Annotated in this window: 21 protein-coding genes; 11 read left to right on the plus strand and 10 right to left on the minus strand. The window is 39.4% G+C overall.

Features of this window, described 5'->3' with window-relative positions:
• Positions 1-71 precede the first annotated feature (71 nt).
• From H9L23_RS01580 to H9L23_RS01600, 5 genes are all read left to right on the plus strand, one after another.
• On the plus strand, positions 72-695 hold the full coding sequence (locus tag H9L23_RS01580; RefSeq protein ID WP_187593355.1) for a class I SAM-dependent methyltransferase: 624 nt from the start codon (positions 72-74) through the stop codon (positions 693-695).
• Between the two features lie 124 nt (positions 696-819).
• The gene (locus tag H9L23_RS01585) at positions 820-1,338 is read left to right on the plus strand and encodes a DUF2911 domain-containing protein (protein WP_187593356.1); all 519 of its coding nucleotides are present in this window, start codon (positions 820-822) and stop codon (positions 1,336-1,338) included.
• Positions 1,339-1,782: 444 nt separating this feature from the next.
• Positions 1,783-3,867 carry a glycoside hydrolase domain-containing protein gene (locus H9L23_RS01590; RefSeq protein WP_187593357.1) on the plus strand — a complete coding sequence of 695 codons (2,085 nt, stop codon included), beginning with the start codon at positions 1,783-1,785 and terminating at the stop codon, positions 3,865-3,867.
• Positions 3,868-3,939: 72 nt separating this feature from the next.
• On the plus strand, positions 3,940-4,131 hold the full coding sequence (locus H9L23_RS01595; protein ID WP_113947856.1) for a hypothetical protein: 192 nt from the start codon (positions 3,940-3,942) through the stop codon (positions 4,129-4,131).
• Positions 4,132-4,250: 119 nt separating this feature from the next.
• Positions 4,251-4,709, plus strand: a complete 459-nt coding sequence (locus H9L23_RS01600) for an NUDIX domain-containing protein (protein ID WP_187593358.1) — start codon at positions 4,251-4,253, stop codon at positions 4,707-4,709.
• On the opposite strand, the gene H9L23_RS01605 is transcribed toward H9L23_RS01600, so the two are convergent.
• A complete protein-coding gene (locus H9L23_RS01605) occupies positions 4,698-5,801 on the minus strand; it encodes a DNA alkylation repair protein (protein WP_187593359.1) in 1,104 nt (367 codons plus the stop codon). The two genes, H9L23_RS01600 and H9L23_RS01605, sit on opposite strands and share 12 nt — an antisense overlap.
• A gap of 174 nt (positions 5,802-5,975) precedes the next feature.
• On the opposite strand from H9L23_RS01605, the gene H9L23_RS01610 reads away from it, so the two are divergent.
• Positions 5,976-6,830 (plus strand): NAD(P)-dependent oxidoreductase, encoded by an 855-nt coding sequence (locus tag H9L23_RS01610; RefSeq protein ID WP_187593360.1) that lies wholly within the window; start codon positions 5,976-5,978, stop codon positions 6,828-6,830.
• A 148-nt stretch (positions 6,831-6,978) separates the two neighbouring features.
• On the opposite strand, the gene H9L23_RS01615 is transcribed toward H9L23_RS01610, so the two are convergent.
• The 3 genes from H9L23_RS01615 to H9L23_RS01625 are packed head-to-tail and all read right to left on the minus strand — an operon-like array spanning position 6,979 to position 8,887.
• Entirely contained in the window at positions 6,979-7,380 is a 402-nt protein-coding gene (locus H9L23_RS01615; protein ID WP_187593361.1) for a DUF1634 domain-containing protein, read from the minus strand.
• An 11-nt stretch (positions 7,381-7,391) separates the two neighbouring features.
• Positions 7,392-8,225 (minus strand): sulfite exporter TauE/SafE family protein, encoded by an 834-nt coding sequence (locus H9L23_RS01620; RefSeq protein WP_187593362.1) that lies wholly within the window; start codon positions 8,223-8,225, stop codon positions 7,392-7,394.
• 11 nt (positions 8,226-8,236) lie between these two features.
• Positions 8,237-8,887: a FadR/GntR family transcriptional regulator gene (locus H9L23_RS01625; protein ID WP_187593363.1), complete on the minus strand. Its 651-nt coding sequence runs from the start codon at positions 8,885-8,887 to the stop codon at positions 8,237-8,239.
• Between the two features lie 254 nt (positions 8,888-9,141).
• Between H9L23_RS01625 and H9L23_RS01630 the strand changes: the two genes are divergently transcribed.
• The gene (locus H9L23_RS01630; RefSeq protein ID WP_187593364.1) at positions 9,142-10,497 is read left to right on the plus strand and encodes an alpha/beta hydrolase; all 1,356 of its coding nucleotides are present in this window, start codon (positions 9,142-9,144) and stop codon (positions 10,495-10,497) included.
• Positions 10,467-11,381, plus strand: a complete 915-nt coding sequence (locus tag H9L23_RS01635; protein WP_187593365.1) for a hypothetical protein — start codon at positions 10,467-10,469, stop codon at positions 11,379-11,381. The genes H9L23_RS01630 and H9L23_RS01635 overlap by 31 nt, the downstream gene beginning before the upstream one ends.
• A 68-nt stretch (positions 11,382-11,449) precedes the next feature.
• On the opposite strand, the gene H9L23_RS01640 is transcribed toward H9L23_RS01635, so the two are convergent.
• The 3 genes from H9L23_RS01640 to H9L23_RS01650 form a co-directional block, all read right to left on the minus strand.
• Entirely contained in the window at positions 11,450-12,202 is a 753-nt protein-coding gene (locus H9L23_RS01640) for a Crp/Fnr family transcriptional regulator (RefSeq protein ID WP_187593366.1), read from the minus strand.
• A gap of 199 nt (positions 12,203-12,401) precedes the next feature.
• Positions 12,402-13,445 (minus strand): response regulator, encoded by a 1,044-nt coding sequence (locus H9L23_RS01645; protein ID WP_187593367.1) that lies wholly within the window; start codon positions 13,443-13,445, stop codon positions 12,402-12,404.
• Positions 13,446-14,167: 722 nt separating this feature from the next.
• Positions 14,168-14,845: a hypothetical protein gene (locus tag H9L23_RS01650; RefSeq protein WP_187593368.1), complete on the minus strand. Its 678-nt coding sequence runs from the start codon at positions 14,843-14,845 to the stop codon at positions 14,168-14,170.
• Positions 14,846-15,171: 326 nt separating this feature from the next.
• Here H9L23_RS01650 and H9L23_RS01655 point away from each other — a divergent pair, with 326 nt between their 5' ends.
• From H9L23_RS01655 to H9L23_RS01665, 3 genes are read left to right on the plus strand one after another with little or no spacing between them, the layout of a single operon-like run.
• A complete protein-coding gene (locus H9L23_RS01655) occupies positions 15,172-15,561 on the plus strand; it encodes a BlaI/MecI/CopY family transcriptional regulator (protein ID WP_187593369.1) in 390 nt (129 codons plus the stop codon).
• Between the two features lie 32 nt (positions 15,562-15,593).
• Positions 15,594-17,444, plus strand: coding sequence for a M56 family metallopeptidase (locus H9L23_RS01660; protein WP_187593370.1), 1,851 nt, complete (start codon positions 15,594-15,596; stop codon positions 17,442-17,444).
• Positions 17,445-17,475: 31 nt separating this feature from the next.
• A complete protein-coding gene (locus H9L23_RS01665; RefSeq protein ID WP_187593371.1) occupies positions 17,476-19,923 on the plus strand; it encodes an outer membrane beta-barrel family protein in 2,448 nt (815 codons plus the stop codon).
• Positions 19,924-20,348: 425 nt separating this feature from the next.
• Here H9L23_RS01665 and H9L23_RS01670 read toward each other — a convergent pair whose 3' ends face one another.
• The 3 genes from H9L23_RS01670 to H9L23_RS01680 are packed head-to-tail and all read right to left on the minus strand — an operon-like array spanning position 20,349 to position 22,750.
• The gene (locus H9L23_RS01670; RefSeq protein ID WP_187593372.1) at positions 20,349-21,638 is read right to left on the minus strand and encodes a gluconate:H+ symporter; all 1,290 of its coding nucleotides are present in this window, start codon (positions 21,636-21,638) and stop codon (positions 20,349-20,351) included.
• Positions 21,639-21,661: 23 nt separating this feature from the next.
• Entirely contained in the window at positions 21,662-21,844 is a 183-nt protein-coding gene (locus H9L23_RS01675; protein ID WP_025142569.1) for a hypothetical protein, read from the minus strand.
• 42 nt (positions 21,845-21,886) lie between these two features.
• A complete protein-coding gene (locus tag H9L23_RS01680) occupies positions 21,887-22,750 on the minus strand; it encodes a helix-turn-helix domain-containing protein (protein WP_187593373.1) in 864 nt (287 codons plus the stop codon).
• Positions 22,751-22,842: the final 92 nt, after the last annotated feature.

Below are 22,842 nucleotides of genomic sequence, written 5' to 3' on the forward strand. Positions count from 1 at the left end.
TATTTGAAGCTCAGCCGCCAAAGCAAAATTCTATACCTTTATTTTGACCAATTAAAATAAATAACGCGAATATGAACGAAGCCTGGGTTGACAGATGGAACGATCGTTACCGTACAGAGGAATTTGCTTATGGCGAACAACCGAATAATTACTTAAAAGAACATTTAGAAAAGCTAAATCCCGGCAAAATACTCTTCCCTGCGGAGGGCGAAGGACGCAATGCTGTTTTTGCAGCCAAACGAGGTTGGGAAGTTTCGGCCTTTGATATCAGTCTGGAAGGGAAAAATAAGGCCCTACAGCTCGCAGAAAATAATCAGGTTAGCATCGATTACCAGGTTGGCGAATTGGAAACATTAAATTATAAACCTGAACAATTTGATGCCCTGGCACTAATTTATGCCCATTTTCCGGCTGCAATTAAATCTTCCTATCACAAAATACTCAGTGCTTATTTGCATAAAGGGGGCATCGTTATTTTCGAAGCTTTTAGTAAAAATCACCTCGGTTATCTGGCTAAAAACAAAAATGTTGGCGGTCCGAAAGAGATTGATATGTTATTCTCCATGGAAGAAATAAAATCTGATTTTGCTGATTTTGAAATCATCATTTTAGAAGAAAAAGAGATTGAACTGAGCGAAGGTTTGTTCCATAACGGGCAAGGTTCTGTAATCAGGTTTGTGGGGCAGAAAAAATAGAAAATCAGAAGTGAAATAATAAAGCATTTCCAGCGTTTTTAGACACTGGGATTATAGTTTTATTCAACCTAAAGCCATAAATTCGTAAAATCAAAAAACAACAAAAACAGATAAATATAATTCTATGAAAACGATGATTAAATCAATCGCGTTGCTATTTACAGCAATTACCGTTTCTGTAAGTGCAATGGCTCAAGATGCTCAGCCAAAGCCAAGTCCCGCGGCTACAGCAACCGGAAAAGTTAAAGGCGCAACCATCACCATCAACTACAGCAGCCCGGCCGTAAAAGGACGTAAAATCTGGGGCGGCCTTGAAGCCTTCGATAAAGTATGGCGTGCTGGAGCAAACGAGGCTACAACTTTCGAAACCGATAAAGATATCGTGGTTGAAGGCAAACCTTTGGCAGCTGGAAAATACAGTTTCTTCTTAATTCCTAAAGAAAGCGGAACCTGGACCGCCATTTTTAACAAAGAACCTAAACAATGGGGTGCTTACAAATACGAAGAAGCAAAAGATGCTTTACGTGTAGAAGTTAAAACCAAAGCCTTAAAAGCAACTCAGGAACGTTTGGTGTACAAAATTACCAAAAGTGGTTTCTCTTTAGATTGGGATAAGATCTCAGTTCCGGTTACCATTAAATAATAAAGAAATAATTTATTTAAAGCCGTCCAGACATCAATCGGGACGGCTTTTTTTATGCATTATTTTTTTGGAAAATGAAGCGGTAGTATTTCTTGGAGGTTTGCAGTCCCGCCATCCGCTATAGTCCCGATGAAAAATCGGGAGCTGTCGCTTTTGTCGGGTTTATGGACATGGGTTTGTGCAGCTCGCAACCTCAAAAATGAAAGACTGTTTTAGCCTTTTAGCCCCGGTTGGAGCGTTACCCTGCAGCAACGAGGCACGAGGCAGCGAAGCGTAAAAGCGAAAAACGGGAAGAAACTTGGGTGTTTTGTACTGGTGTGTCGCTTCAGATTAAAAGATATTTATTAGGGTGTTTTCTGCCTCTTTTTGTAAAGAACCTAACACATAATATCAACTTCATGTTAAAATGTTATTTTAGGCCGATTTACAAACCAGCATCCTATAATGAAGTTTTCCATTAAATTATTGGCACTATTGCCGCTTTTTTCGTTAAACGTTTTAGCACAACAAAAAACACAGAATTTTTCAATTAAAACCGCTAAACCTGTTGATCAGGTGAATGTTTTTTTAGGCTCTTCTGCAGATCATGGACAGATGTCGCCAGCAGCCTCTGCACCCTTTAGTATGCTCAGCATCGGTCCGCAGACCTACCCTAAAACACATACTGGTTACGAGTACCTCGCCAAGAAATTCGAAGGTTTTACACACAACCGGTTTGAAGGCGTGGGTTGTCAGGGATCGGGAGGAAATATATTCATCAAACCTTTTTTAGGTACCGATCCTGCGCAGTCAGAACTGCTCAAAGCTTCAGAAAAAGCAAGTCCTGGATATTATGAAGTAAGTTTCGAAAACAAAATTAAAGCAAGTTTTACTGTTTTGGGCAAAGCAGGAAAACATGCTTATCAGTTTCCAAAATGTGCAAAAGGTTTTTACCTCGATTTAGCTTATGCTTTTAATGGTGCTTTTGTAGGAGAATCGCACGAAGTAAACGGAAATGCCGTAAGTGGCTGGATTACCTCAAAAACAACCTGTGGTGCAGGTAAATATAAATTATTCTATTACCTTGAAATCGCTGATCATGTATCGTGGAAAGTAGTTGATGAGCATAAATTGATTGCAACCCTAAAAGGAGATTTAATTTCAACAGGGATCAATATCGCACTTTCTTCGGTAAGTGTAGAGGCCGCAAAAGCTTCGATCAATAAAAATCCTTTCAATATGGTAAAAGAGCAGAGCAAGGCCGATTGGAACACAAATCTTTCTAAAATTGCAGTGAATGGCGATCCCGAAAGTGCAAAACTATTTTACTCATTATTGTATCGCACGATGCAGTCGCCTTATGTAATTTCTGAAACAGATGGACAGTACCGCAATACTAAAGGTGAGCTTCAAAAAGATAAAGAAATCCGCTACAATGGCTGGGCGATATGGGATAATTACCGTACACAATTGCCCTTGCTTTCGCTCATTGAGCAAGATCGTTATGCCGGAATGATCACTTCCATCGCCGATCTGTATAACTCAGGCAAAAAAGACTATGCTGGTCAAAACGAACCCTCAAACACGGTGCGTTCTGAACATGCCATTGTGGTGTTATTGGATGCCTACAGAAAGGGCTATCCGGTCGATTTTAACAAAATTACCGACTCCTTAGTCAAAGAAGTAGATGGCCTCGATTACAAGTCGCCGGATAAAGCTTTGGAATCAAGTTACGATAATTCGGCGCTGTCAGAAATTTTCAAGATTTTAAATAACAGGGAGAAATCAGATTTTTACCTGAACAAAGCCCTTGAATATAAAAAATACTGGAATAAAGATTTTAAAGACATGACCAAAAATGATGTAGACCGCATGCAGGCCCGTGGTTTATACCAGGGAACCATCTGGCAGTACCGGTGGTTTGTTCCTTACGATGTAAAAGGATTGATTGAACTGGATGGTGGAGAAGAATCTTATCTAGCAAAATTGGATGAGTTTTTTGCCCGCGATTTATATAACCATGCCAATGAACCCGATTTACAGGTACCATTGATGTACAACGTAACCAGGTCGGGTTATAAATCTCAATATTGGATGCACCAATTGGCTGCCGATACAGTGATTCAAAACTATTTTAACGATAACAGCCGTGGCATTGGAAGTTACATTGGCAAAATTTACAGGAACCAACCGCATGCTTATCTGCGTACCATGGATGATGATGCGGGAGCGATGAGTGCCTGGTATGTATTTGCCGCCAGTGGATTTTCGCCTGCCTGTGTAGGCTGGCCAGTGTATTACCTTAATGTGCCGTTATTCCCATCTTTAAGTTATAATTTACCTAAAGGAAAAACTTTTACCATTGAAACGGAAAATTTTAGCCTTAAAAACAAATACATCAAGGCTGTTTTTCTTAACGGAAAGCCCTTTAAACGAAATTACATCACCCAGGAAGAAATCAATGCCGGAGGTGTGTTAAAGATTGTCGCTTCGGCGGTTCCGGTCAAAATTTCTGATACAGAGAACTGGATTTCAAGCCTTGAAAAATAATTTTGGAAAAATTAGTGATCAATGGCAAACTTATTTAATGAAATCATGTTATTCTAGTATAAATTCAAGATCATGGCACCTTTAAAATTAAGCGAAGAACAAAATGCAACATTAGGCAACAAAAGCACCTTAGAACAAGTTAACGAACAGCCTTTAGAACTTCATCCCGAAGCGTATAAAGTAAAAGGCCCATCACCTGACAAGATGAAGACGGTATCGTCATCATTAAGGAACTATGCTCACGGTTTGTACGGATTGTTGTAAAAAACGCCTCCTAAAATCTTATCATACTAGATTATATAAAGCAGCTAAGGATAAAAACTTATCTGCTTTTTTAATGTAAAAAAAATCAAGATTTTAAATACAACACTTAACTTAACAGAATGAAAGAAAGCGCCGGAATATTGCTCTTCAGAAGAAAAAATCAGCAGCTCGAATTTTTTCTTGCCCATCCGGGAGGTCCATTTTTCGCTAAAAAAGATCTTGGCTTTTGGACTATACCCAAAGGTGAACTAAATGAAAATGAAGCGCCTTTAACGGCTGCCATTCGCGAATTTGCAGAAGAAACAGGTGAAAAATTATCTGGTGATTTTATCGAATTAACCCCAATTGTTCAAAAAGGGGGTAAAAAAGTTTCATGCTGGGCAATAGCAGGCGATTTGTCTCCTGAAGTTTTTGTGAGTAATACTTTTGAAATAGAATGGCCGCCCCGTTCAGGTCAAAAGCAAAGTTTTGCCGAACTGGATAAAGCCGACTGGTTTAAGTACGATGAGGCAGTTGAACACATTAACGAAAGACAAATTTCCTTTCTCGATGAGCTGATCGAGAAACTAGGTGGTTAACTCGAAATGAGAAATTTCCTTTTCAGCACCATTAATGATTATCGATAGCTGGTGATCGCCCAAATGGAATTTTCTGGTGGTAATTAATACAAATTTTTGTTTGCGGATGATGTTAACTGCTGCATCCGGAGGATAAATTCTTTCTGAAATTTTATATACCTTTTTCGTATTCTGGCCATTTTGCTTTTTATAATAAATGGCATATTCCAACCGTACTTTTTGTTCGGTAGCGTTTTCATTAGCGATAGAAAATGAAAATTCGAGGCTTTCGCCAATTTTAACCTCTGGCGTAAGGATTTTAAAGTCTGTTAACAAAATCCCTTTATCATCCAGTCCGTAATGTTTAAGAATAGCGGCATGTCCCTGCTTAAGCAAGGTCCTGCTGCCGTGTTTAATAATCGCATCGGTATAACTACCTAAACCTGACCAGTTTTTGGCCATATTTAACACCACCTGTGGATGATCTTTTGCAATGTCGTTTAAACTGTTGGCCACACTGCGCCTCACATATTCGGAGGGGTCTGTTTTAAGGTTCTCCAGTATCGGTAAAATAGAACTTGGATCTTTTTTAAGAAAAGGGATACCCATTGCCCAGGGCAAACGAGGTCTGCTGCCCTCACTGGCCAATCTTCTCACTTTATGGCTCTCGTGCAATGACCATTGCAGCATCTTTAGGATCATCTGATTTTCATACTTTAAAATAAAAGGACGCACCGCAAATTCGCAGCTTACAAACTGGGTAACAAACTCAAGTGCCTCAACTGAGTTTTCAAAATCATTAATCCCATAAGTTTCGATATAATCTGGCAGGAACATATAAGCCAGTCCATCTTCCCCGATTCCCTGTATTCTTAATTGTGTGATTGTTTTTTTGATTAGCTCAATACTTTGTGGATAATTTTCCGGTAAAAACCCATGCATAACCCTGGAGGTATGTTTCATCCGCTCTTTAAGTTCTTTTGATTCAAATTCAGGGATAAAAACCGCTTTAATAAATTTTCCTTTATCGAACTTTGGAATGCTAACCACTAAGGCATTGCTTAACCGATCGTAAAAAGCAGTAGAGTATAAATCTTTCAGTGGGCTGGCCATATTTGCGAATTGCTTAGTATGTTATCAAATTTTATTACGCAACTAATTTACTAATTTCATTAGCATTTAAGAGCTGAGAACTCGAAATAAATTATTTTACAGTAGTATTTTTACCAACTGCTAAATAATTTCAGCTTTTTCTTTATCACATTTGTTTATCATAAAAACAACGACATGAACACAACAAAAATAGGTTGGATCGGCTTGGGCAACATGGGGATTCCTATGGCAGAACAATTGATAAAAGCAGGTTATGATGTAACCGTTTATAATAGGAGCAAAGACAAAGAAACTGCTTTGAAAGAAATGGGTGCATTGATTGCTGAAACGCCCAAAAACCTGATTGGACAAACAAATGTGCTGGTATTAATGGTATCTGATGATGCTGCAATTGAGCAGATTTTTAACGCACCAGATGGCCTTTTCAGCGGGGAAATTTCAGGTAAAATCATTATTAATATGAGTACCGTTTCTCCCGCTATTTCAAAAGAAATGGCTACTTTGTGTAAAGAAAAAGGGGCACAATATTTAGATGCACCGGTTTCCGGAAGTGTAAAACAAGCAGAAACAGGGCAATTGGTGATTATGGTGGGTGGCGATGAGGCCGCTTTTGAACAGGTAAAACCCATACTCGAAAAAATGGGTAAAATGGCAGTACGACTGGGCGATACAGGTGCCGGTAATGTGGCTAAACTGGCTATTAATTCATTACTGGCTCTATATACCCAAGGTTTGGCTGAAACGGTAGTATTCGCCAATCAGCAGGGAATTAAAACTGAAGACCTGCTTAATCTGCTCAATAATGGTGCTATGGCCAACATTTTCACCAAAATTAAAGGCGATGCCATTATAGCGGATAACTATAAACCTGCATTTGCCCTTAAACATATTGTAAAAGATTTAAACCTGGCCAAAGCAATTGGTCTGGATTCTCCTTTGGCCAAAACCGCATTGAACACTTTTGAGGCAGCGACGGCAAAGTATGGAGAAGAAGATCTGATTGCCGTAATTAAGCAGGTTAAAGGATAAAGAAATATTTTCAATACTACATAAATAATCATAGGAGGTTTTGATGCTTCCTATGGTTATTTATTTATGGGATTTTAAAAGTTTCATGTATACCATAAACTTTTATAAAAAAAGTAAAAAGTTTCATGTATATCGTATAAAAAATCAGCTATACTTTTAGTCCACCAAAAGTGCTGCCTAAAATTATGGCCAGTACAATTAAGGTGATTACTACATATAGTTTATCCCTTTCGAGTATAAAAGCAAATAATGAGAATACAATGCGCATGATTGGAGTTATGATTAAAAGCAATACGCCGAACTGGATAATGGCCATAGGCTTGAAAGTAAAAAGCCCCATAAAAATGCCGTCGAAAGTAATAAACTCATTTTCTTCGCCTTTAAAGATATGGTAGTCAGGTCGGACTTGCATGCCGTTTTGCGCCAAAAAAAGAATTCCACCCAATAGAACAACCAGGCTTGCAGTGATTACACCAAACCTTAATAGTTTGCCTACAATTTTTTCTACATCACGGTCTTGTAAAAGATGTGTTGAAATGATATTTTTCATTTGTGTTTAAATTAAAATTTGTGGTGATATCCATTATAAATCATTTCCAGCGCAACGAAGGTGATGGCAATACAGAAAATAATCCTTAAGGTAGAAGGGTTAATTTTGGTTAATAATTTGGCTCCTGTAAACGCTCCACCCAATACGCCAAGCACCACAGGGAAAGCAATGCCCGGATCCATATAACCGCGTTGCAGGTATACCACGGCACTGGCGGCTGCGGTTACCCCGATCATAAAATTACTGGTGGTAGTGCTTACTTTAAAAGGTATTTTCATCGCCGTATCCATCGCCAGCACCTTTAATGCGCCAGAGCCTATACCCAACAAACCCGACATTACGCCTGCTACGGTCATAATCGAAAAACCTGCGCCAACATTTTTGAGTTTATACTCAACCGTTCCTGTTTGGGTTGGGTAACTGCCATTAAGTTTCAGTACTGCAGATAACCTGCTGCCTTCGGTTAGGGCCTCCTGGTTCTTTTTTCTTAACGTCATTGCAGCAGAAAATAGCAATACGGCACCAAAAAGAATAGCAATGGTATTGGTTGGTGTATATATTGCAATTAAAGCACCTGCTACAGCCCCAACGGTAGTGGCAATTTCTAAAAACATCCCTAGCCTGATGTTGGTAATCCCTTCTTTAATATAAGCGCTTGCCGCGCCTGATGAATTGGCAATAGAAGCCAGCAGGGCAGCACCGATGGCGTAACGAATATCGACATGAAAAACGAGCGTAAGCAAAGGAATTACAACTACCCCGCCTCCGAGTCCGGTTAAGGAGCCCACAAGGCCTGCAAGGTATGCCCCGAGTATTAAGATCAGGGTAAAAGTTAAAATTGACATGATTTTATAATTTAATGATTGTTGTTTAATATGGTCGTGATGATTTCGCGGGCGGCATCAGCATTCCTGTTATTTATGGCATCAAATAATGCCTGGTGTAAATAATGGCTCATTGCAAAATGAGCAATACCAGAAGGTGCGCGTTTAGCAAAAAAATCACGGATGATTACGGTGAAACTTTCATAAAGATCACTCAATACACGGTTTCCGGATGCCTGGGCTATGGCCAGGTGAAATTCGATATCGGCATTTGCACATGCTGTCCTCGAATGGTTTTCGATGGCCAGTTTCCGTTTTTCAAGCGCTTCGCCTATGGCTTTTAAATCAGAATTGCTTCTGTTTTGTGTGGCTAAACGCACAATTTCCTGCTCCAGCAAAGCCCTAACCTGATTGATTTCTTCGAAATTCGAACTGCGCAGGCGTTGTTCGATAGGTTCGGCAGTGGCAGCATTAACTTTAGTTCCAAAACCTTGCTGAACCGTAAGAATTCCGGATAAGGTTAAGGATTTAATAGCCTCTCTAATGGTTGAGCGGCCAACGCCGTATAATTCCATTAAAGCTGGCTCCGAAGGGATTTTTTCTCCGACTTTAAATTTGCCTTCTTTAATGTCGTTCCTGATTTTGAGAGATATCTGCTCAAAAAGCTTGGTTTGCTGCTTCATTTTTTTTAAATAACACGACAAAGGTATGATGTATATTTTAAACATCAGATGTTTTATGTCGGTTTAAAATCATTTTATTTTTTTCAAGATATATGGGCTTCTGTTCAGTTTCTGCTATCTTACTTGCTGTATTTTGAATACTTACTAATTTTACCTAATTTGTTTTTTGGTGCTTCATCCGGCGCTGGTTAACAACTGGTTAGTAAACAGACGATGCCCACCATCGTTCCTGATCTACACATATTATGAAAACTATGGCTATAATCAAGAAGATCAGATCCATCTTTAAACGCATTATCGAATTTCTTTCCCCAACAAATAAATTACCGGGCATTGCTCAGAAACTGATCGCCACTTTTGTTGTGTTGTTCTTATCAGCGGTGCACATTTTGTATCTTTTTGGGCATGTACCTCCTTTATACCTTATCGCTTATCTGTTGTTTTATATTGCCTGCGGACTTGTATTATCAATTTTGTTTGTTTGGCTGTTAAAGCTGGCCCGATGTATTCCTTCGGCTTACCAGGTGGCCATTATCTTTAGTTATCTGGCAGCTTTTTATTTTTTTCATCTACCAGCCAACTATGGGTGGTTATTGATCCTATCGGTCATTATATTACCTGTGCTGGTGATAACAGGATTTTACCAATGGAAAAAGGGTGCTTTATTTCCTTTGAAGAGCCCAAAACGGATACTTTGGTTCTCAATATTGCTGATTTCTTCCGTTGCTTTAGTTTCGGGGCTTATTATTTTACTGGGACAGGGGAGTAAGCCACAAGCTGTTGTAAATTATAAGTTGCAAGGCAATTTGCCAGCAGTGCTAAATTTACCCGATCCATCAGTAAAAGGACCGTACAAGCCCCGTTTTTTGACTTATGGCAGCGGAAAAGATAAATGGCGAAGAGAATTTGGAGACCAGGTGAATATTAAAACCAAAAGCATAAATGGTTCGCGGTTGCTTACCTCATGGACCGGGGTTTCTGGAAAACTGAGAACTTTATATTTTGGTTACGATCAAAAGTCGTTACCCATGAATGCGCTGGTATGGTACCCGCGTGAGAAAAAGGAAAAACTGCCACTGGTCATGATTATTCATGGAAACCACCTGGGGCAGCAGGCTTCCGATCCGGGTTATGCTTTTTTAGGAGAGTTACTGGCCAGTCGTGGTTACATGGTGGTATCTGTAGATGAAAATTTCTTAAACCTTTCGTTAACCGATCTGGATGTATTTGGTGGTGGATTAAAAAATGAAAATGCGGCGCGGGCCTGGCTGCTTTTAAAACATCTTGAACTTTTACGCAACTGGAACAACACGCCGGGCAATGCTTTTTATAAGCGACTGGATATGGATAAAATTGCCATTATTGGCCATTCAAGAGGGGGAGAAGCCGTAGCCCATGCTGCGGAATTTAATAAACTGAGCCATTATCCTGATGATGCCAGAGAAAAATTCAACTTTAATTTTAATATCGGTGCAGTTGTAGCCATTGCCCCTGTTGATGGTCAATATAAACCCGGAGGGACTTTAACTGTTGCAAACGACGTTAATTTTTTTGTGATCCAGGGGCACTCGATATGGATATGCAGACTTATGGAGGTTTGGCTACGATGAAACGGATTCAGTTTTCGCCCGGCTTTAATGGTTTTAAGGCAGGACTTTATTTAAGCGGCGCCAATCATGGTCAATTTAATTCGGTGTGGGGGCGGAGAGATGGCACAGGGCCAGGTATCAATAAGTTTAATTTAAAACAGTTAATGGACGGGAAGGAGCAGCAAAAAATACTGAGCATATACATTAGCTCGTTCTTAGAAACCACCATTAATGGCAAAACAGGTTATAAACCTTTGTTTATGGATGCCAGGTTTGGCAGAAACTGGTTGCCTAAAAAGATTTATATGAACCAGTTTGAACCGGCCAGGAAAACGGTATTGGCTGACTTTGATGAAGATATAGATGTTAATACTGCAACAATTAAAGGTGGCAAAATAACAAGCAGTGGTTTGAGGGAATGGAAAGAACAGCAGAATAAATTTTTGTGGGGAATGCAGGTTACCAAGGCTGTTTATTTAGGCTGGGACAGCTTGAAACACCAGAATGGTTTTTTCTCTCTTAACCTTGCTGCTCCGCTTTCTTTATCCGGAAAAATGTTGAGTTTTTCGCTGGCTGCCGGGAAAGAAAATACGGATGGCCAGGCAAAACCAACTGATTTCACCATCGTACTGGAAGACGGTAAAAAGCACCAGCTTTCATTTCCTTTAAGCCATTGTAGCGTATTGCAACCCCAGATCGCTAAAAACCTGGGTAAATTTAACTTTTTTAACGATTATGCAAATTCGGAAGCCGTGCCCGATTTCTTCTATTTCGACGTTGCTAAACTTTTGAATGCTGAAACAAAATTTGAGCTTAACAACCTTAAAGAAATCAAATTTATTTTTAATAAAACCCGCTCAGGAGACATCATTGTTGATGATCTTTCACTGATCGATAAACCATAAGGATTTTAATGGCAACTTATATGCTGTTGAATAACCTTAATAAAGCCTTATTCAACAGCAATATTGGTTTAATCGAGGTAGGTTTTGATGAGTTTTTTAGACCATGGGAAATTCATTATACTTTTCTCGTTTGCATCGTCCAGCTGCAGGTCTGGTTCCGGATCCATGACTGCATCCGGATCAAGATAAGAAATGAGCAGATCGGCAGGTATCCTCTCATATAAGTCTGGATAAATGCGCCTGAATAAGCTGGTTCTGCTTTCTATATTCTGTAACCTAAATAAGATGTTCCTGTTGTTTACATCATTGATTGCATTACGGAGAAAATAAAAATGAAATAACGAATCAAGTGCAGGATACCATGCACAGCCTTCCTCAAATTCGCATTTGTCTATAATAAATAAGGTAGAATGCTCTATTGCCTGGATGTTAAAGCTATGATCGGTATAACTAAAATCATCACATATATAGGTGCTGCCTGATCTGCCCAGCCATATATTGGATGGTTTTTCACTTTCATCAGTAATATAGCCGTTTACCAATCCTTCAGCCACATACATAAGTTTGCCGTTTGCAGCAGGGCTGTTGGGGTCGAAAAGTGTTTCTCCCTCGTAAATGTTCCGAAATGCCGTATGCCGATATAAAAAGCGGATAGCGGCTCTATCTTTCTTCCTATCTAGCAATGAAAGAAATACCCTTAAAAAATATTTAGTGTAGCCTAATTCCATGTTGTTTAATTGAGTTGAGTAACCTATTTCATTTGTTTTGGTGTTGATAATACGGTATTCTTCCATCCCACGCTTCAGGTTCGAGGCTGGCATCCATGTTATTTTAACAGGGTTGCTGCTTAAATTATTAATCCAATTTTTGTTAAAATCGGTTATTGCTAAATTGTATAACTAAAATTAATTTTCATCTGATTTTGGTCAAGGCTTATCTTGATCTTTCTCATCTACTGCATCAGTTTATGTTTATGGAAAGTATTGTTCTTCCAAATTGCTGGCTTTAGGCCTTTGCGTCTTAATTTTTCATCATGATTAAAGACCTGATATCCAGTACAATAATGTTGTTGCCATCTTTTTCAATAAGGCCTTCTTTGGTAAAATCGCCTAATACGCGGCTCAATGTTTCGGTTGCAATGCCTACCAGGCAGGCCAGGTCGTTTCTTGGTAATATAAATCTGCCGTTCTCCGCGTCATGGCCAAGTTTGGTTAGTCCTATAATGGCCTTGGCTATCCTTTTGCGTACCGAGTAATAAGCAATATCGAGTAGTTTTTCATCACGCTCGCTCAAGGTTTGAGCCAGATCCTTAGCAAAAACGCTGAATATTTCAGGATAATCTGTAATTAAATGCTGCACTTCGGTAAATGAGATGGTTAATATTTCGGCACTATCAATAGCTTCGGCAATTTCTTTGTTTTCGGCACCCAATAATGTTCCCTGTAATCCAAAATATTCGTGAGGACCATAAATGCCGGTAATGAGCACGTTGCCCGCGGTATCGGCCACATAAGTTTTAATTTTTCCCGATAAAATATAATGCAAGCCCAGCGCCCTTCTTTCTCCCCTGTAATAAAGTACCTGGTTTTTCTTAAAATGTCTAGGCAAACTTCCCTCAAACCTTGATCTTAACCACGACATATCATCTCTGCTATTTTGGATACTTCTTAACTGTACATGCTGTTTTAAAAATAATTCATGCTGTAACCTTTTCTTTCTAAGTTTAACCTCCACCTGATTAAGCAGTTCGCCGTCATCAAAAGGGTTCATTAAGTGGCCATCTGCGCCGAGTTCCATAACCCTGCGGGCAAGATCATAATCTTTATCGTTTAATAACATAATAAAGCTGATGCTTGCAGTTTCCATAAATTTATTAACCACGCGGAGTACCCCAAATCCATCAATTTCTTTTACATTTATTCCTGAAATAATTACATCTACAGGGGTTTTTCTGATGATGTCGATTGCCTCTTTGCCACTATCTGTCGATTTTACATTGTATTTCCCGATTGTAAGTATTTCGGTGATTTTTACTCTTAAATCAAAATCCTCTAGTATAACCAAGATTTTAGATCCCTCCATTTAAATTTTGTATTTAATCCTAAAGACAATAAGTTCCTTTTGGATAATTAAAAAAGGTATTTAACCTTATTTCCGGACCTGGTATTTGCATGATTAAAAGCCTTCCTTAGATATTAAACATGGACCGCTGAAAAAAGAAGATAGACAATTGGCGACGGCACGGGTTGCTTTGAAAGTTGAGCTTAATTTTTTTTGGTTAAGCTCATCATTTATCGGATAAACTTTAACGGAACTGACGAGTATGGGTATATCGTTGTATAATAGACTGAAAATTTTCATTTATGGTTTTTAATTAAAGCATCCTCCAAAACAGAATGACTTCGAAGAACATCTACAGAGGAAAGTCTATTGACTACAGCTGCAATTGTATAAATTGACCTGTTAAAAAAACAGCATAGTTTTTTAACATGAGTTTCTAAGAAAAGCATTTTATTTAGGTTTTTATAGGGATTAATAGACAAATATCCAATAAAAATGAGCATAAATATGCATAAATAGATTGATAATTGTCAAATTAATTGTTGATTGTAGTCAACGAGGGGATTGAGTATTCTTAAAGGTGGTGAAAACGAACTTTTCCAGTTTAAAAGCCGTGCCTTAATTGCTTAATAGCGTATGTTTAGTGGCAGGTATAAAACATGTAGTTGTTTAAATTTAATCTATTTAGTTATAATGACAGATGACTTAATCGTTTAAAAGGATTCTTAATCCGTTTTAGGCAGAATAATGCTCCGGTGCTGGGTAGGTGAATAATAAAGATTAAAGGATGTGGTGCTGCCAACGAAAACAACCGGACTGTTTATGGTAACAGGATCTAATTTTTCGACGGGGCTATCGTTTTTTGTGCTGTTTAAACAATGCTGAATATCAACATCGATCCGGTTGATTGAAGTGAATGTGATTAAAAGACAGCAGCTGGCGAACAAATGAAAAGATAGATAACTTAACTGGAACATCCGGATGTGAAAAAGAACAATCCAAAGGAAGAGCAAAAGCGTGAATGAAATGCAGATCAACAGAATAGACATTTTCATTTCCTGAAAGCTGATTAGTGCAGGTAAAAATACGAATGGTAATAAGCCGATTAGAAAAGCCGCGTTTCTGGTTCGGCGTATGGTAGAGGTATCGCAGATCCACGAATGCACAATAAAGGATATGGTAATGATTAAAGGTAAAAAGATCAAAAGCGCTGATTTTTCCAGGGAATTTAATCCCCTTTGTGAGGATGCCAGGTCGCCAAAATCGTAAAGGGTCAGGATTTCGATATTAAAGCTTCCAAAAAAATAATCTTCTCCAAAGCCAATTAATAGCACAAGGAAAATAGTTGTTAATATCAGGTAACTGATAAACAAGGTTGAGATGTTGTTCGTTTTATCTGCCATCTTAATTATGATTAGGTTGTGCAGGGGAAGTGTAAACGGAAATAGACGACATAGGATAGATTTTGTATCCAAATTTGCTGAGCTGCCGTTACATCTCCTTTGATAAGCATTAAGGCCATTGATGATTGTGGTCAAAATGTTTATTTTAAGCGTGTAGGATTTGCAGAAAAGTCTTTAAAATTCTACCAACCCGATTTTGACAATACATTTTATTTTGCTTAAGGCGGATTGTTTTTAAATGGCTTAAAGCCAGTGTTTTATTGAATTTTAACAAAAATAATTATCCTAATATTTGTATCGTACGAAAAACATCGTACCTTTAGGATATGAAAATTATACACCCCGAGAATAATCTGCCTGAACCTACCAAAGCTGAACTGGAAATTCTCCAGGTGTTGTGGGAATTTGGGCCGTCGACTGTTCGGTTTGTAAATGATAAGCTGAATGAACAAAGAGAGGTGAATTACACTTCAACTTTAAAACAGATGCAGATCTTAGCTGAAAAAGGAATTTTAAAACGTGATGAGAGCCAAATGAAACACATTTATATTCCGGTAGAAGCAGAAGAAAAAACCAAAGTTCAGTTGTTAGACCGTTTCGTAAACACCTTATACAAAGGTTCAGCGTCGCAGTTGATGATGCAGCTTTTGGGGAATGAGAAAACATCAAAAAAGGAAATCGAAGAGATTAAGCGGCTATTGGATAGCATGGACTAATTAATAGTGACAGATGCTAAAGAACCACGATAATGGAATTTAAATTAATCAACCTTTTGCCCGAAAATTGGCTTCATGCCCTGGGCGCCACCTTGTTTCACTCTTTGTGGCTTGGCGTAATTTTAGCTTTGCTGGCCGGTTTGGTCATGTTTACTACCCGTAAAGCAAGTGCTACATGGCGTTATAACCTGCTTACGGTATGTTTAGCTTTATTTGTTATTGCAATAGGATTCACTTTCTATCAGGAGCTTCAGGAGCCCGTTAGCCATGGGCAGTCGCAGGCCGTTCATGAAACAGGTATTAACCTGCCAAATGCAATTGCAGATCAACAAGCGGTTACAAATGTTCAGCACGATATGTATTCGGGACTAAACAGACTCCTTTCCTTATGGAATGCTTATGCCTATCAGATTGTATTGGTGTGGTTCCTGATCATCTGTGGAAAAAGCATCCAATTAATAGTAGGTTTAAATGGTGTATACCACCTGCGTAATCATAAAACCTATGCTGCCGGTAAAAAATGGGACGAGAAATTAAATGAACTGGCTCAAAAACTGGGTTTAACCCAACAGGTTAAAGTGATGCAATCGGGTATTGCGCAGGTACCCATGGTAGTAGGGCATTTTAAACCTTTAATACTGATCCCTTTGGGCTTGCTTAATGGTTTATCCACTGCAGAAGTAGAATCCATCTTTTCTCACGAACTGGCGCACATTAAACGTAAGGACTACCTGGTAAACTTGTTGCAGAGCTTTATCGAAATTGTATTCTTTTTTAACCCGGCGGTACTTTGGGTATCGCAATTAATAAAAACAGAGCGCGAGCACTGTTGCGATGATTTGGCCATCGCCTGTGTAAACGATCGCAAAAACTACATTCAGGCCCTTATTGTGTGCCAGGAATTTAAGCAGCGTGCACCTGCTTATGCCATGGCCATGAGCGGGAATAAAGGTAGCCTGCTGCACAGAGCAAGCAGGATGTTATTCAATACCAATTCAACTTTAAACAAAATGGAAAAAACAATATTAACCATCGCCATGGTTTCGGTTGTGGTTTGTACTGCCGCTTTTAAAAGCGTTGGCAATGCAAAAACAGCGACCAAAAAGGAAATAAGCACTTCAATTTTAGCTTTGCAGGATACGACAAAGAAAAAAAACAAACCTGCTGAAGGAAAATCTGCAGATCAACTGGAAAAGGAGATCAATGCAAAAATGGACAGTCAGTTGAAAAAACTGAATGAAAAGCAGCAGCAGCAAGAAACGAAAGAAGATGTAAAGGCCAGGCAAGCGGATGAAAGAGCGAGGAAAGAGGATGCTAAGCGGGCACAGGAAGATGCTAAACAGGCTGTTATTGATGCCAAACAAGCCGAAGCAGACTCAAAACAAGCCATTGCAGACTCAAAACAAGCCATTGTAGATGCCAAACAAGCTGCTGAAGATGCAAAAGAATATAAATCGAAAGGTTATGGAGTAACACAAACGGCGCCTCGCCCACCAAAGGCGCCAAAAGCACCGAAAGCTGTACCGGCAGTTCCTGCTGTCCCTGCTACACCAGCTACACCTGCAAGCCCTCCAACCCCACCAACGCCGCCTGTTTATGGTGAAAATGGCAGTAGCAGAACCAGTTCACAACGTACGGTTACCTCAAAAACCGTAACCAATGGTGACGGACATGATTATACCAGCGATATCAATCGGGAATTGATGAAAGACGGCATCATCAGCAGTACCAATAAACTATCATACAAACTCAATAAAGATGAGCTGATAGTAAACGGTATAAAACAAAGCACTGATGTACAGGCAAAATACAAAAAGAAATTTCTGAAAAGCGATAAACATTCGCTCATGTACAACTTCCTGATTGAAAACAACAAAAACTAAATTCTCAAAGCGCTAATCCAATCCCACCATCATGAAATTTACACTCATGGCTTTTTTAGCCGTATGGATGAATATTGCCCTTACTTTCGCTCAAGCTCAACCGCCTTCATCCAGAATTTATGGCCGTGTATTGGATGCTGAGGGAAAAAATATTGAGTTTGCTACTGTAGTCTTGCTAAAAGATTCGGTATTGTTCAAAACCATTTTCACTGAAAAGGATGGGTTGTTCAGTTTTGATCAGCTGGCTTACGGAAAATACCTGATTAAAATATCGGTGGTTGGTGCGCCAATCTATAAAACAGATACACTGGTTTTAGATGCGAACCATCAGGCTGTAGCCTTGCAGGATATTAAAATGGTTACGGGCGCCAATAATTTAAAGGAGGTCAATATCTCGGGACAAAAGGCTTTTGTTGAACGGAAGATCGACCGCACAGTGGTGAATGTTGATGCACTGATTTCTAACGCCGGAACAACGGCTTTGGATGTGCTGAGCAAATCGCCTGGTGTTAATGTAGATCAGAATGGTGTAATTTCGCTTAAAGGCAAAAACGGAGTGGCCATCTTTATTGATGATAAACCAACTTACCTCTCGGGTGCCGACCTGGATAATTATTTGCGATCGCTGCCTTCTTCATCGCTTGATCAGATCGAACTGATGACGAATCCGCCGGCCAAATATGATGCTGCAGGAAATGGAGGGGTAATTAATATCAAAACTAAGAAAACCAAAACTGCCGGATTTAACGGAGGAATTAATGTAAGCTTAAACCAGGGCGAACTGACGAGGTCGAATAACAGTTTCAACTTTAATTACCGTAAGGATAAAATTAATATTTTTGGAAATTTAAGCTATAACCTCAACAATAGTTTTACCGATCTTGATCTGAACCGGAAATATAAAAATGACGATGGTAGTGCCAAATCTTACTTTAATCAGAATTCTTATTTCCGCAGGCATGGCAATACGCTCAACCTGAAAACAGGACTTGATTATTATGCTTCGGATAATACCACATGGGGTGTTGTAATTACGGGCATGAACCGGATTTCTAAACAAGTAAATAACAATACGAGTAATTTATCAAACGCATCGATGCAACTCGATTCTGTAATCAGGGCCGAGAATATCGACCAGATTAAATACCAGAATGCGGGAGTAAACTTAAACTACAGGCATAAGTTTAAACAGGCCGGCAGGGAGCTTACATTTGATGCAGATTATTTGCTTTACCGCAACCGAACGGATCAGACTTATTATAATTTCAGTTACCTGCCAGGCGGAGCATTAAAATATCAGGACATATTAACGGGTAATCTGCCTTCTAATATTGATATCTACACCGCAAAGATGGATTATTCTCATCCGCTGGCTAACAAATGGGAACTGGATGCAGGTATTAAAACAGCTTATACCACAACAGATAATGTTGCAGATTATTTTAATACTGCTGGCGGAAAAACCAGTGCCGATTATGAAAAGAGCAATCATTTTCTGTATGAAGAAAACATTAATGCGGCTTACCTCAACATGAGCAGGGAAGGAAAGCGGTTTTCGTTACAGGTGGGATTGAGGTATGAAAATACGGTATCCAATGGTCATCAGCTAGGAAACCTGATCAAACCCGATTCGAGTTTTAAAAGAACCTACAACAGTTTGTTTCCAACGGTTTATTTTTCATATAAACTGGATACTGCCGGAAATAATGAGCTGGGCTTAAATTATGGACGAAGGATCGACCGTCCGTATTATCAGGATCTGAACCCATTCTTCTCTCCGTTGGATAAATTTACTTATTATGTTGGAAATCCATTCTTAAAGCCATCATTTACACAAAGTCTGGAGCTTTCGCACACGTATAAAAATAAAATTACCACCACTTTAGGTTACGGTTGGGTGAGGGATGAAGTGAACGAAACCATAGAGATTGTAGACGGCACTTATTATAGCAGGCCAGCCAATGTAGGTAAAACCACGGTAGCCAATGTTTCGGTAAATGCAGAAATCGACTTAACAAAATGGGTTAAACTGAATGCCTATGTGGAGTATGCAAAAATAGTTTCGAAAACAGATTTTTATACAGGCTTTCTGGTTACCAAGGGAAGTTATTTAAAGGCAAGTCCTAACCTTCAGTTTAAAATCAGTCCGACGTGGAATGCAGAGTTAAACATGCGTTACCAGAGTAAATTATCTAACGTTCAGTTTTTGTTGGGCGAAGTACATGAGTTTGGTGCAGCGGTACAGAAAAAACTTTCAGCAAAAAGCACTTTGAAGTTAACCGCGAACGATATTTTCAGAACCCGTGTATATAATGGGGTAATCAATAACCTGGCAAATACAGAAGCAAACTGGGTTAACCGTCAGGATTCGAGATCGGTTGTGGTGAGTTACAGTTACCGTTTTGGTAAGGCTTTTTCTACACCAGCCAAGCATGAATCTTCAGGAGCCGATGCGGAAAAAAACAGGGTGAAGAATTAATTAAATAGTGAGAGCAGCTAAGTTTAATTCGAAAAATAAGACAAAATCCAGGGCATCAATTTCCGTGTTCTCTGAGTCTCCGTGGCAAAAAATACAAGGCAGTTCGTGGGGACACGAACCATGGCTGCAGGGATGTGTGTAGTTTGTGTTACCAACTTGAGTTGTTTTTGACCACCTGAGCCACCTGAGGGCAGCTAAGTTTAATTTGAAAAATAAGACAAAATCCAGGGCAGTCAATTTCCGTGTTCTCTGAGTTTCCGTGGCAAAAAATACAGGGCGGTTCGTGGGGACACGAACCACGGCTTTATAAATTGTGTCGTCATTGCGAGAAGGCTTTTTAAGCCGACGAAGCAATCTTTATAACTGGGAGAATAATCAGAAAGATTGCTTCGTCGTTCCTCCTCAGTAATGACGATTTTTCGATTTTAAACAAACTGGTTCAATACCAGCACACCAACAAGTCCTAAAACAGAAACCAAACTTTCCATCATTGTCCAGGTGCGAAAGGTTTCTTTCAGGCTCAGGTTAAAATATTCTTTAAACATCCAGAAACCGGTGTCGTTTACGTGCGAGAACATCAAACTTCCGGCGCCTACCGATAAAACCATTAACTCTGGTGGAGCGCCAGGGCCGATTAATGGCAATACCATTCCGGATGCGGTTAGTGCCGCTACCGTTGCCGAGCCAAGGGTTACCCGGAGCGATGCAGTAATTAACCAGGCAAGCAGCAGTGGCGATAAATTTAAACCTCCGGTAAGCTGTTTTACCGTTTCGCCCATACCACTATCAATCAAAATCTGCTTAAATGCACCGCCGGCAGCAATAATTAAAATAATCATCGCAATACTTTTAACGCCTTCAGCGCAAGATTCCATTGCTTTTGCAATGGAGGTTTTTTGAACAGCCAGCGCGATGATAACCGAAATTAAAAGCGCTGCGGTAGGATCGGCCAGGAAAACGAATAAGGGTTTGCCGATATAATCAAATTTAAAACTACTGCCTATTGTGCCGGCAATAATCAAAAACACGGGTAAGAGGGCTGTAATAAAACTTCGGGTAGCCGAAGGCAGGTTTTCTTCTTCATCGATCTTGAAATCCTGAAGGTTTGCAGCCTGATCCCGTTTAATAATCAGCCTCGGGAAATAAATACCCGCAATAATGGCTATAGGAATGCTTAATGCTAAACCGTAAATCAATGTTTTGCCAATATCGGCGTGGAAAATTCCAGCCAAGGCTACCGGGCCAGGATGTGGTGGCAGAAAACCATGTGTTACCGAAAGCGCTGTGGCCATCGGGATGCCTATGTAAAGTTTCGAAAGTCCGGTGGTAGCCGAAATGGCAAATACCAGCGGAATAAGCACCACAAAACCTGCATTATAAAACAGGGGTATTCCCACCAATAAGCCGGTTAACAGTACCGCCCACTGGATGTTTTTTTTACCGAAGGCCCTGATCAGGATGAAAACAATTCTTTTAGCCGAGCCACTGTCTTCAATCAGTTTTCCCATCATCGCACCAAGTGTTAAAACCATCACCATGCTGCCCAGCGTACTGCCTATTCCGTTGCTAATGGAAGTCATTACCTTTGTAGCTGGCATTCCCAATAAAAGTCCGGTTATAATTGCTACGGCAATTAAGGCAATCATCGGGTTGATTTTCTTCAAAATCAGGATAAAGAGCAACAGGATGCCGAATAGTAAAATTAGTAATGACATTTGGTTAGAGATTATTTAGGTGATTACTTTTTAACGGTAATGGTTCTTCCGGTAACGAGGTTGAACTCGTAAATCCGGTACAGGCCGTCGTCACTAATCTCTATAGTTTCTACCAGGCCGGTTTTGCTGAACGTATCGGTTACCATATCTCCGATTTTCACATCCTGAAGAATATCATTGGGTGTATCGTTATTTAATCTGATCATAAAAGTAAAAGTATCGATTATTCGTAAAACATGTCAGTTTTTTTAAACCAGTGTATTAAATTTCGATTCGATGTGGTTTCTGGCTTGTTTTTGAAACTCTTCTGGTGTTTGTTGCGTCTGTTTTTTAAAGAAACGACTAAAGTATGGCCTGTCTGAAAAGCCCAGTTCGTAAGCAATTTCCTTTATAGTTTGTTCACTGTGGATAATTTTTCGTTTAGCTTCCAGTATAATGCGGTCGTGGATAATCTGCATGCCGGTTTTGTTCAGTTTTTCTTTTAAAATCTGGTTCAGCCTTTTAGAGCTGATGCCGATCTTACCCGCATAAAAATCAGTATTCCTAACCTGTTGGTAATTGCTTTCCAGTAACATCAAAAATTCGTAAACCCTTTTTTGCTGTACATCATGACTGGTAAATTCATGTTCTTTAACCTGTATCAGTTTTAACAAAAAAACCTTTAACAATGCTTTGGTAATAATGAAATTATTGCCTGCTTTCTGGTATTCATCTTCAATTAACCTGTAAATGCTGCTCAGTTCATCTGCCGTTTCTGCATTGAGCCTTAGGCACGAAAATTCGCCCTGAACATTAAAAATCTTAAACAGATCAAGCAAAAATTCTTTTTCTTCCCCTTCAAGTACCGATCTTTTAAAAGAGATTAACACACCGTATTTACCTGCCTTATTAAGCTGATGTACGCGATAAGGCGGAATCAGGTAAATCCAATCACCTTTACTATCAAATTCTGATTGTTGCAGGGCATGTAAAGGCTCCTCGTTTTTAAGCCATACAATTTCAAAGAATTCTTTCCTGCCCGGATCGTTGAGGTAGCTGGGCGGGCAGTTGCTTAAATCGCGGATGTAAATAATAGCCCTTTCCAGTTGGGTACTTTCTGTTGATAAACTCATGATGGTTAAAGTTAAAAACTTAAATTTTTAGAGATTGGATTAAATGGTAATTATGGTGGACTATTCGGAAATGGTGCGTTAATTATGGCTAA

The organism is Pedobacter roseus, from assembly GCF_014395225.1.
Taxonomy (GTDB): domain Bacteria; phylum Bacteroidota; class Bacteroidia; order Sphingobacteriales; family Sphingobacteriaceae; genus Pedobacter; species Pedobacter roseus.

Bases quoted from the DNA above. Each gene is read 5' to 3' on its own strand.
- H9L23_RS01585 (WP_187593356.1), top strand. From the start codon at position 820: ATGAAAACGATGATTAAATCAATCGCGTTGCTATTTACAGCAATTACC.
- H9L23_RS01610 (WP_187593360.1), top strand. From the start codon at position 5,976: ATGAACACAACAAAAATAGGTTGGATCGGCTTGGGCAACATGGGGATT.
- H9L23_RS01580 (WP_187593355.1), top strand. From the start codon at position 72: ATGAACGAAGCCTGGGTTGACAGATGGAACGATCGTTACCGTACAGAG.
- H9L23_RS01660 (WP_187593370.1), top strand. From the start codon at position 15,594: ATGGAATTTAAATTAATCAACCTTTTGCCCGAAAATTGGCTTCATGCC.
- H9L23_RS01620 (WP_187593362.1), bottom strand. From the start codon at position 8,225: ATGTCAATTTTAACTTTTACCCTGATCTTAATACTCGGGGCATACCTT.
- H9L23_RS01640 (WP_187593366.1), bottom strand. From the start codon at position 12,202: ATGCCAGCCTCGAACCTGAAGCGTGGGATGGAAGAATACCGTATTATC.
- H9L23_RS01630 (WP_187593364.1), top strand. From the start codon at position 9,142: ATGGCTATAATCAAGAAGATCAGATCCATCTTTAAACGCATTATCGAA.
- H9L23_RS01605 (WP_187593359.1), bottom strand. From the start codon at position 5,801: ATGGCCAGCCCACTGAAAGATTTATACTCTACTGCTTTTTACGATCGG.
- H9L23_RS01600 (WP_187593358.1), top strand. From the start codon at position 4,251: ATGAAAGAAAGCGCCGGAATATTGCTCTTCAGAAGAAAAAATCAGCAG.
- H9L23_RS01625 (WP_187593363.1), bottom strand. From the start codon at position 8,887: ATGAAGCAGCAAACCAAGCTTTTTGAGCAGATATCTCTCAAAATCAGG.
- H9L23_RS01665 (WP_187593371.1), top strand. From the start codon at position 17,476: ATGAAATTTACACTCATGGCTTTTTTAGCCGTATGGATGAATATTGCC.
- H9L23_RS01590 (WP_187593357.1), top strand. From the start codon at position 1,783: ATGAAGTTTTCCATTAAATTATTGGCACTATTGCCGCTTTTTTCGTTA.
- H9L23_RS01595 (WP_113947856.1), top strand. From the start codon at position 3,940: ATGGCACCTTTAAAATTAAGCGAAGAACAAAATGCAACATTAGGCAAC.
- H9L23_RS01650 (WP_187593368.1), bottom strand. From the start codon at position 14,845: ATGGCAGATAAAACGAACAACATCTCAACCTTGTTTATCAGTTACCTG.
- H9L23_RS01635 (WP_187593365.1), top strand. From the start codon at position 10,467: ATGCAGACTTATGGAGGTTTGGCTACGATGAAACGGATTCAGTTTTCG.
- H9L23_RS01655 (WP_187593369.1), top strand. From the start codon at position 15,172: ATGAAAATTATACACCCCGAGAATAATCTGCCTGAACCTACCAAAGCT.
- H9L23_RS01615 (WP_187593361.1), bottom strand. From the start codon at position 7,380: ATGAAAAATATCATTTCAACACATCTTTTACAAGACCGTGATGTAGAA.
- H9L23_RS01675 (WP_025142569.1), bottom strand. From the start codon at position 21,844: ATGATCAGATTAAATAACGATACACCCAATGATATTCTTCAGGATGTG.
- H9L23_RS01670 (WP_187593372.1), bottom strand. From the start codon at position 21,638: ATGTCATTACTAATTTTACTATTCGGCATCCTGTTGCTCTTTATCCTG.
- H9L23_RS01680 (WP_187593373.1), bottom strand. From the start codon at position 22,750: ATGAGTTTATCAACAGAAAGTACCCAACTGGAAAGGGCTATTATTTAC.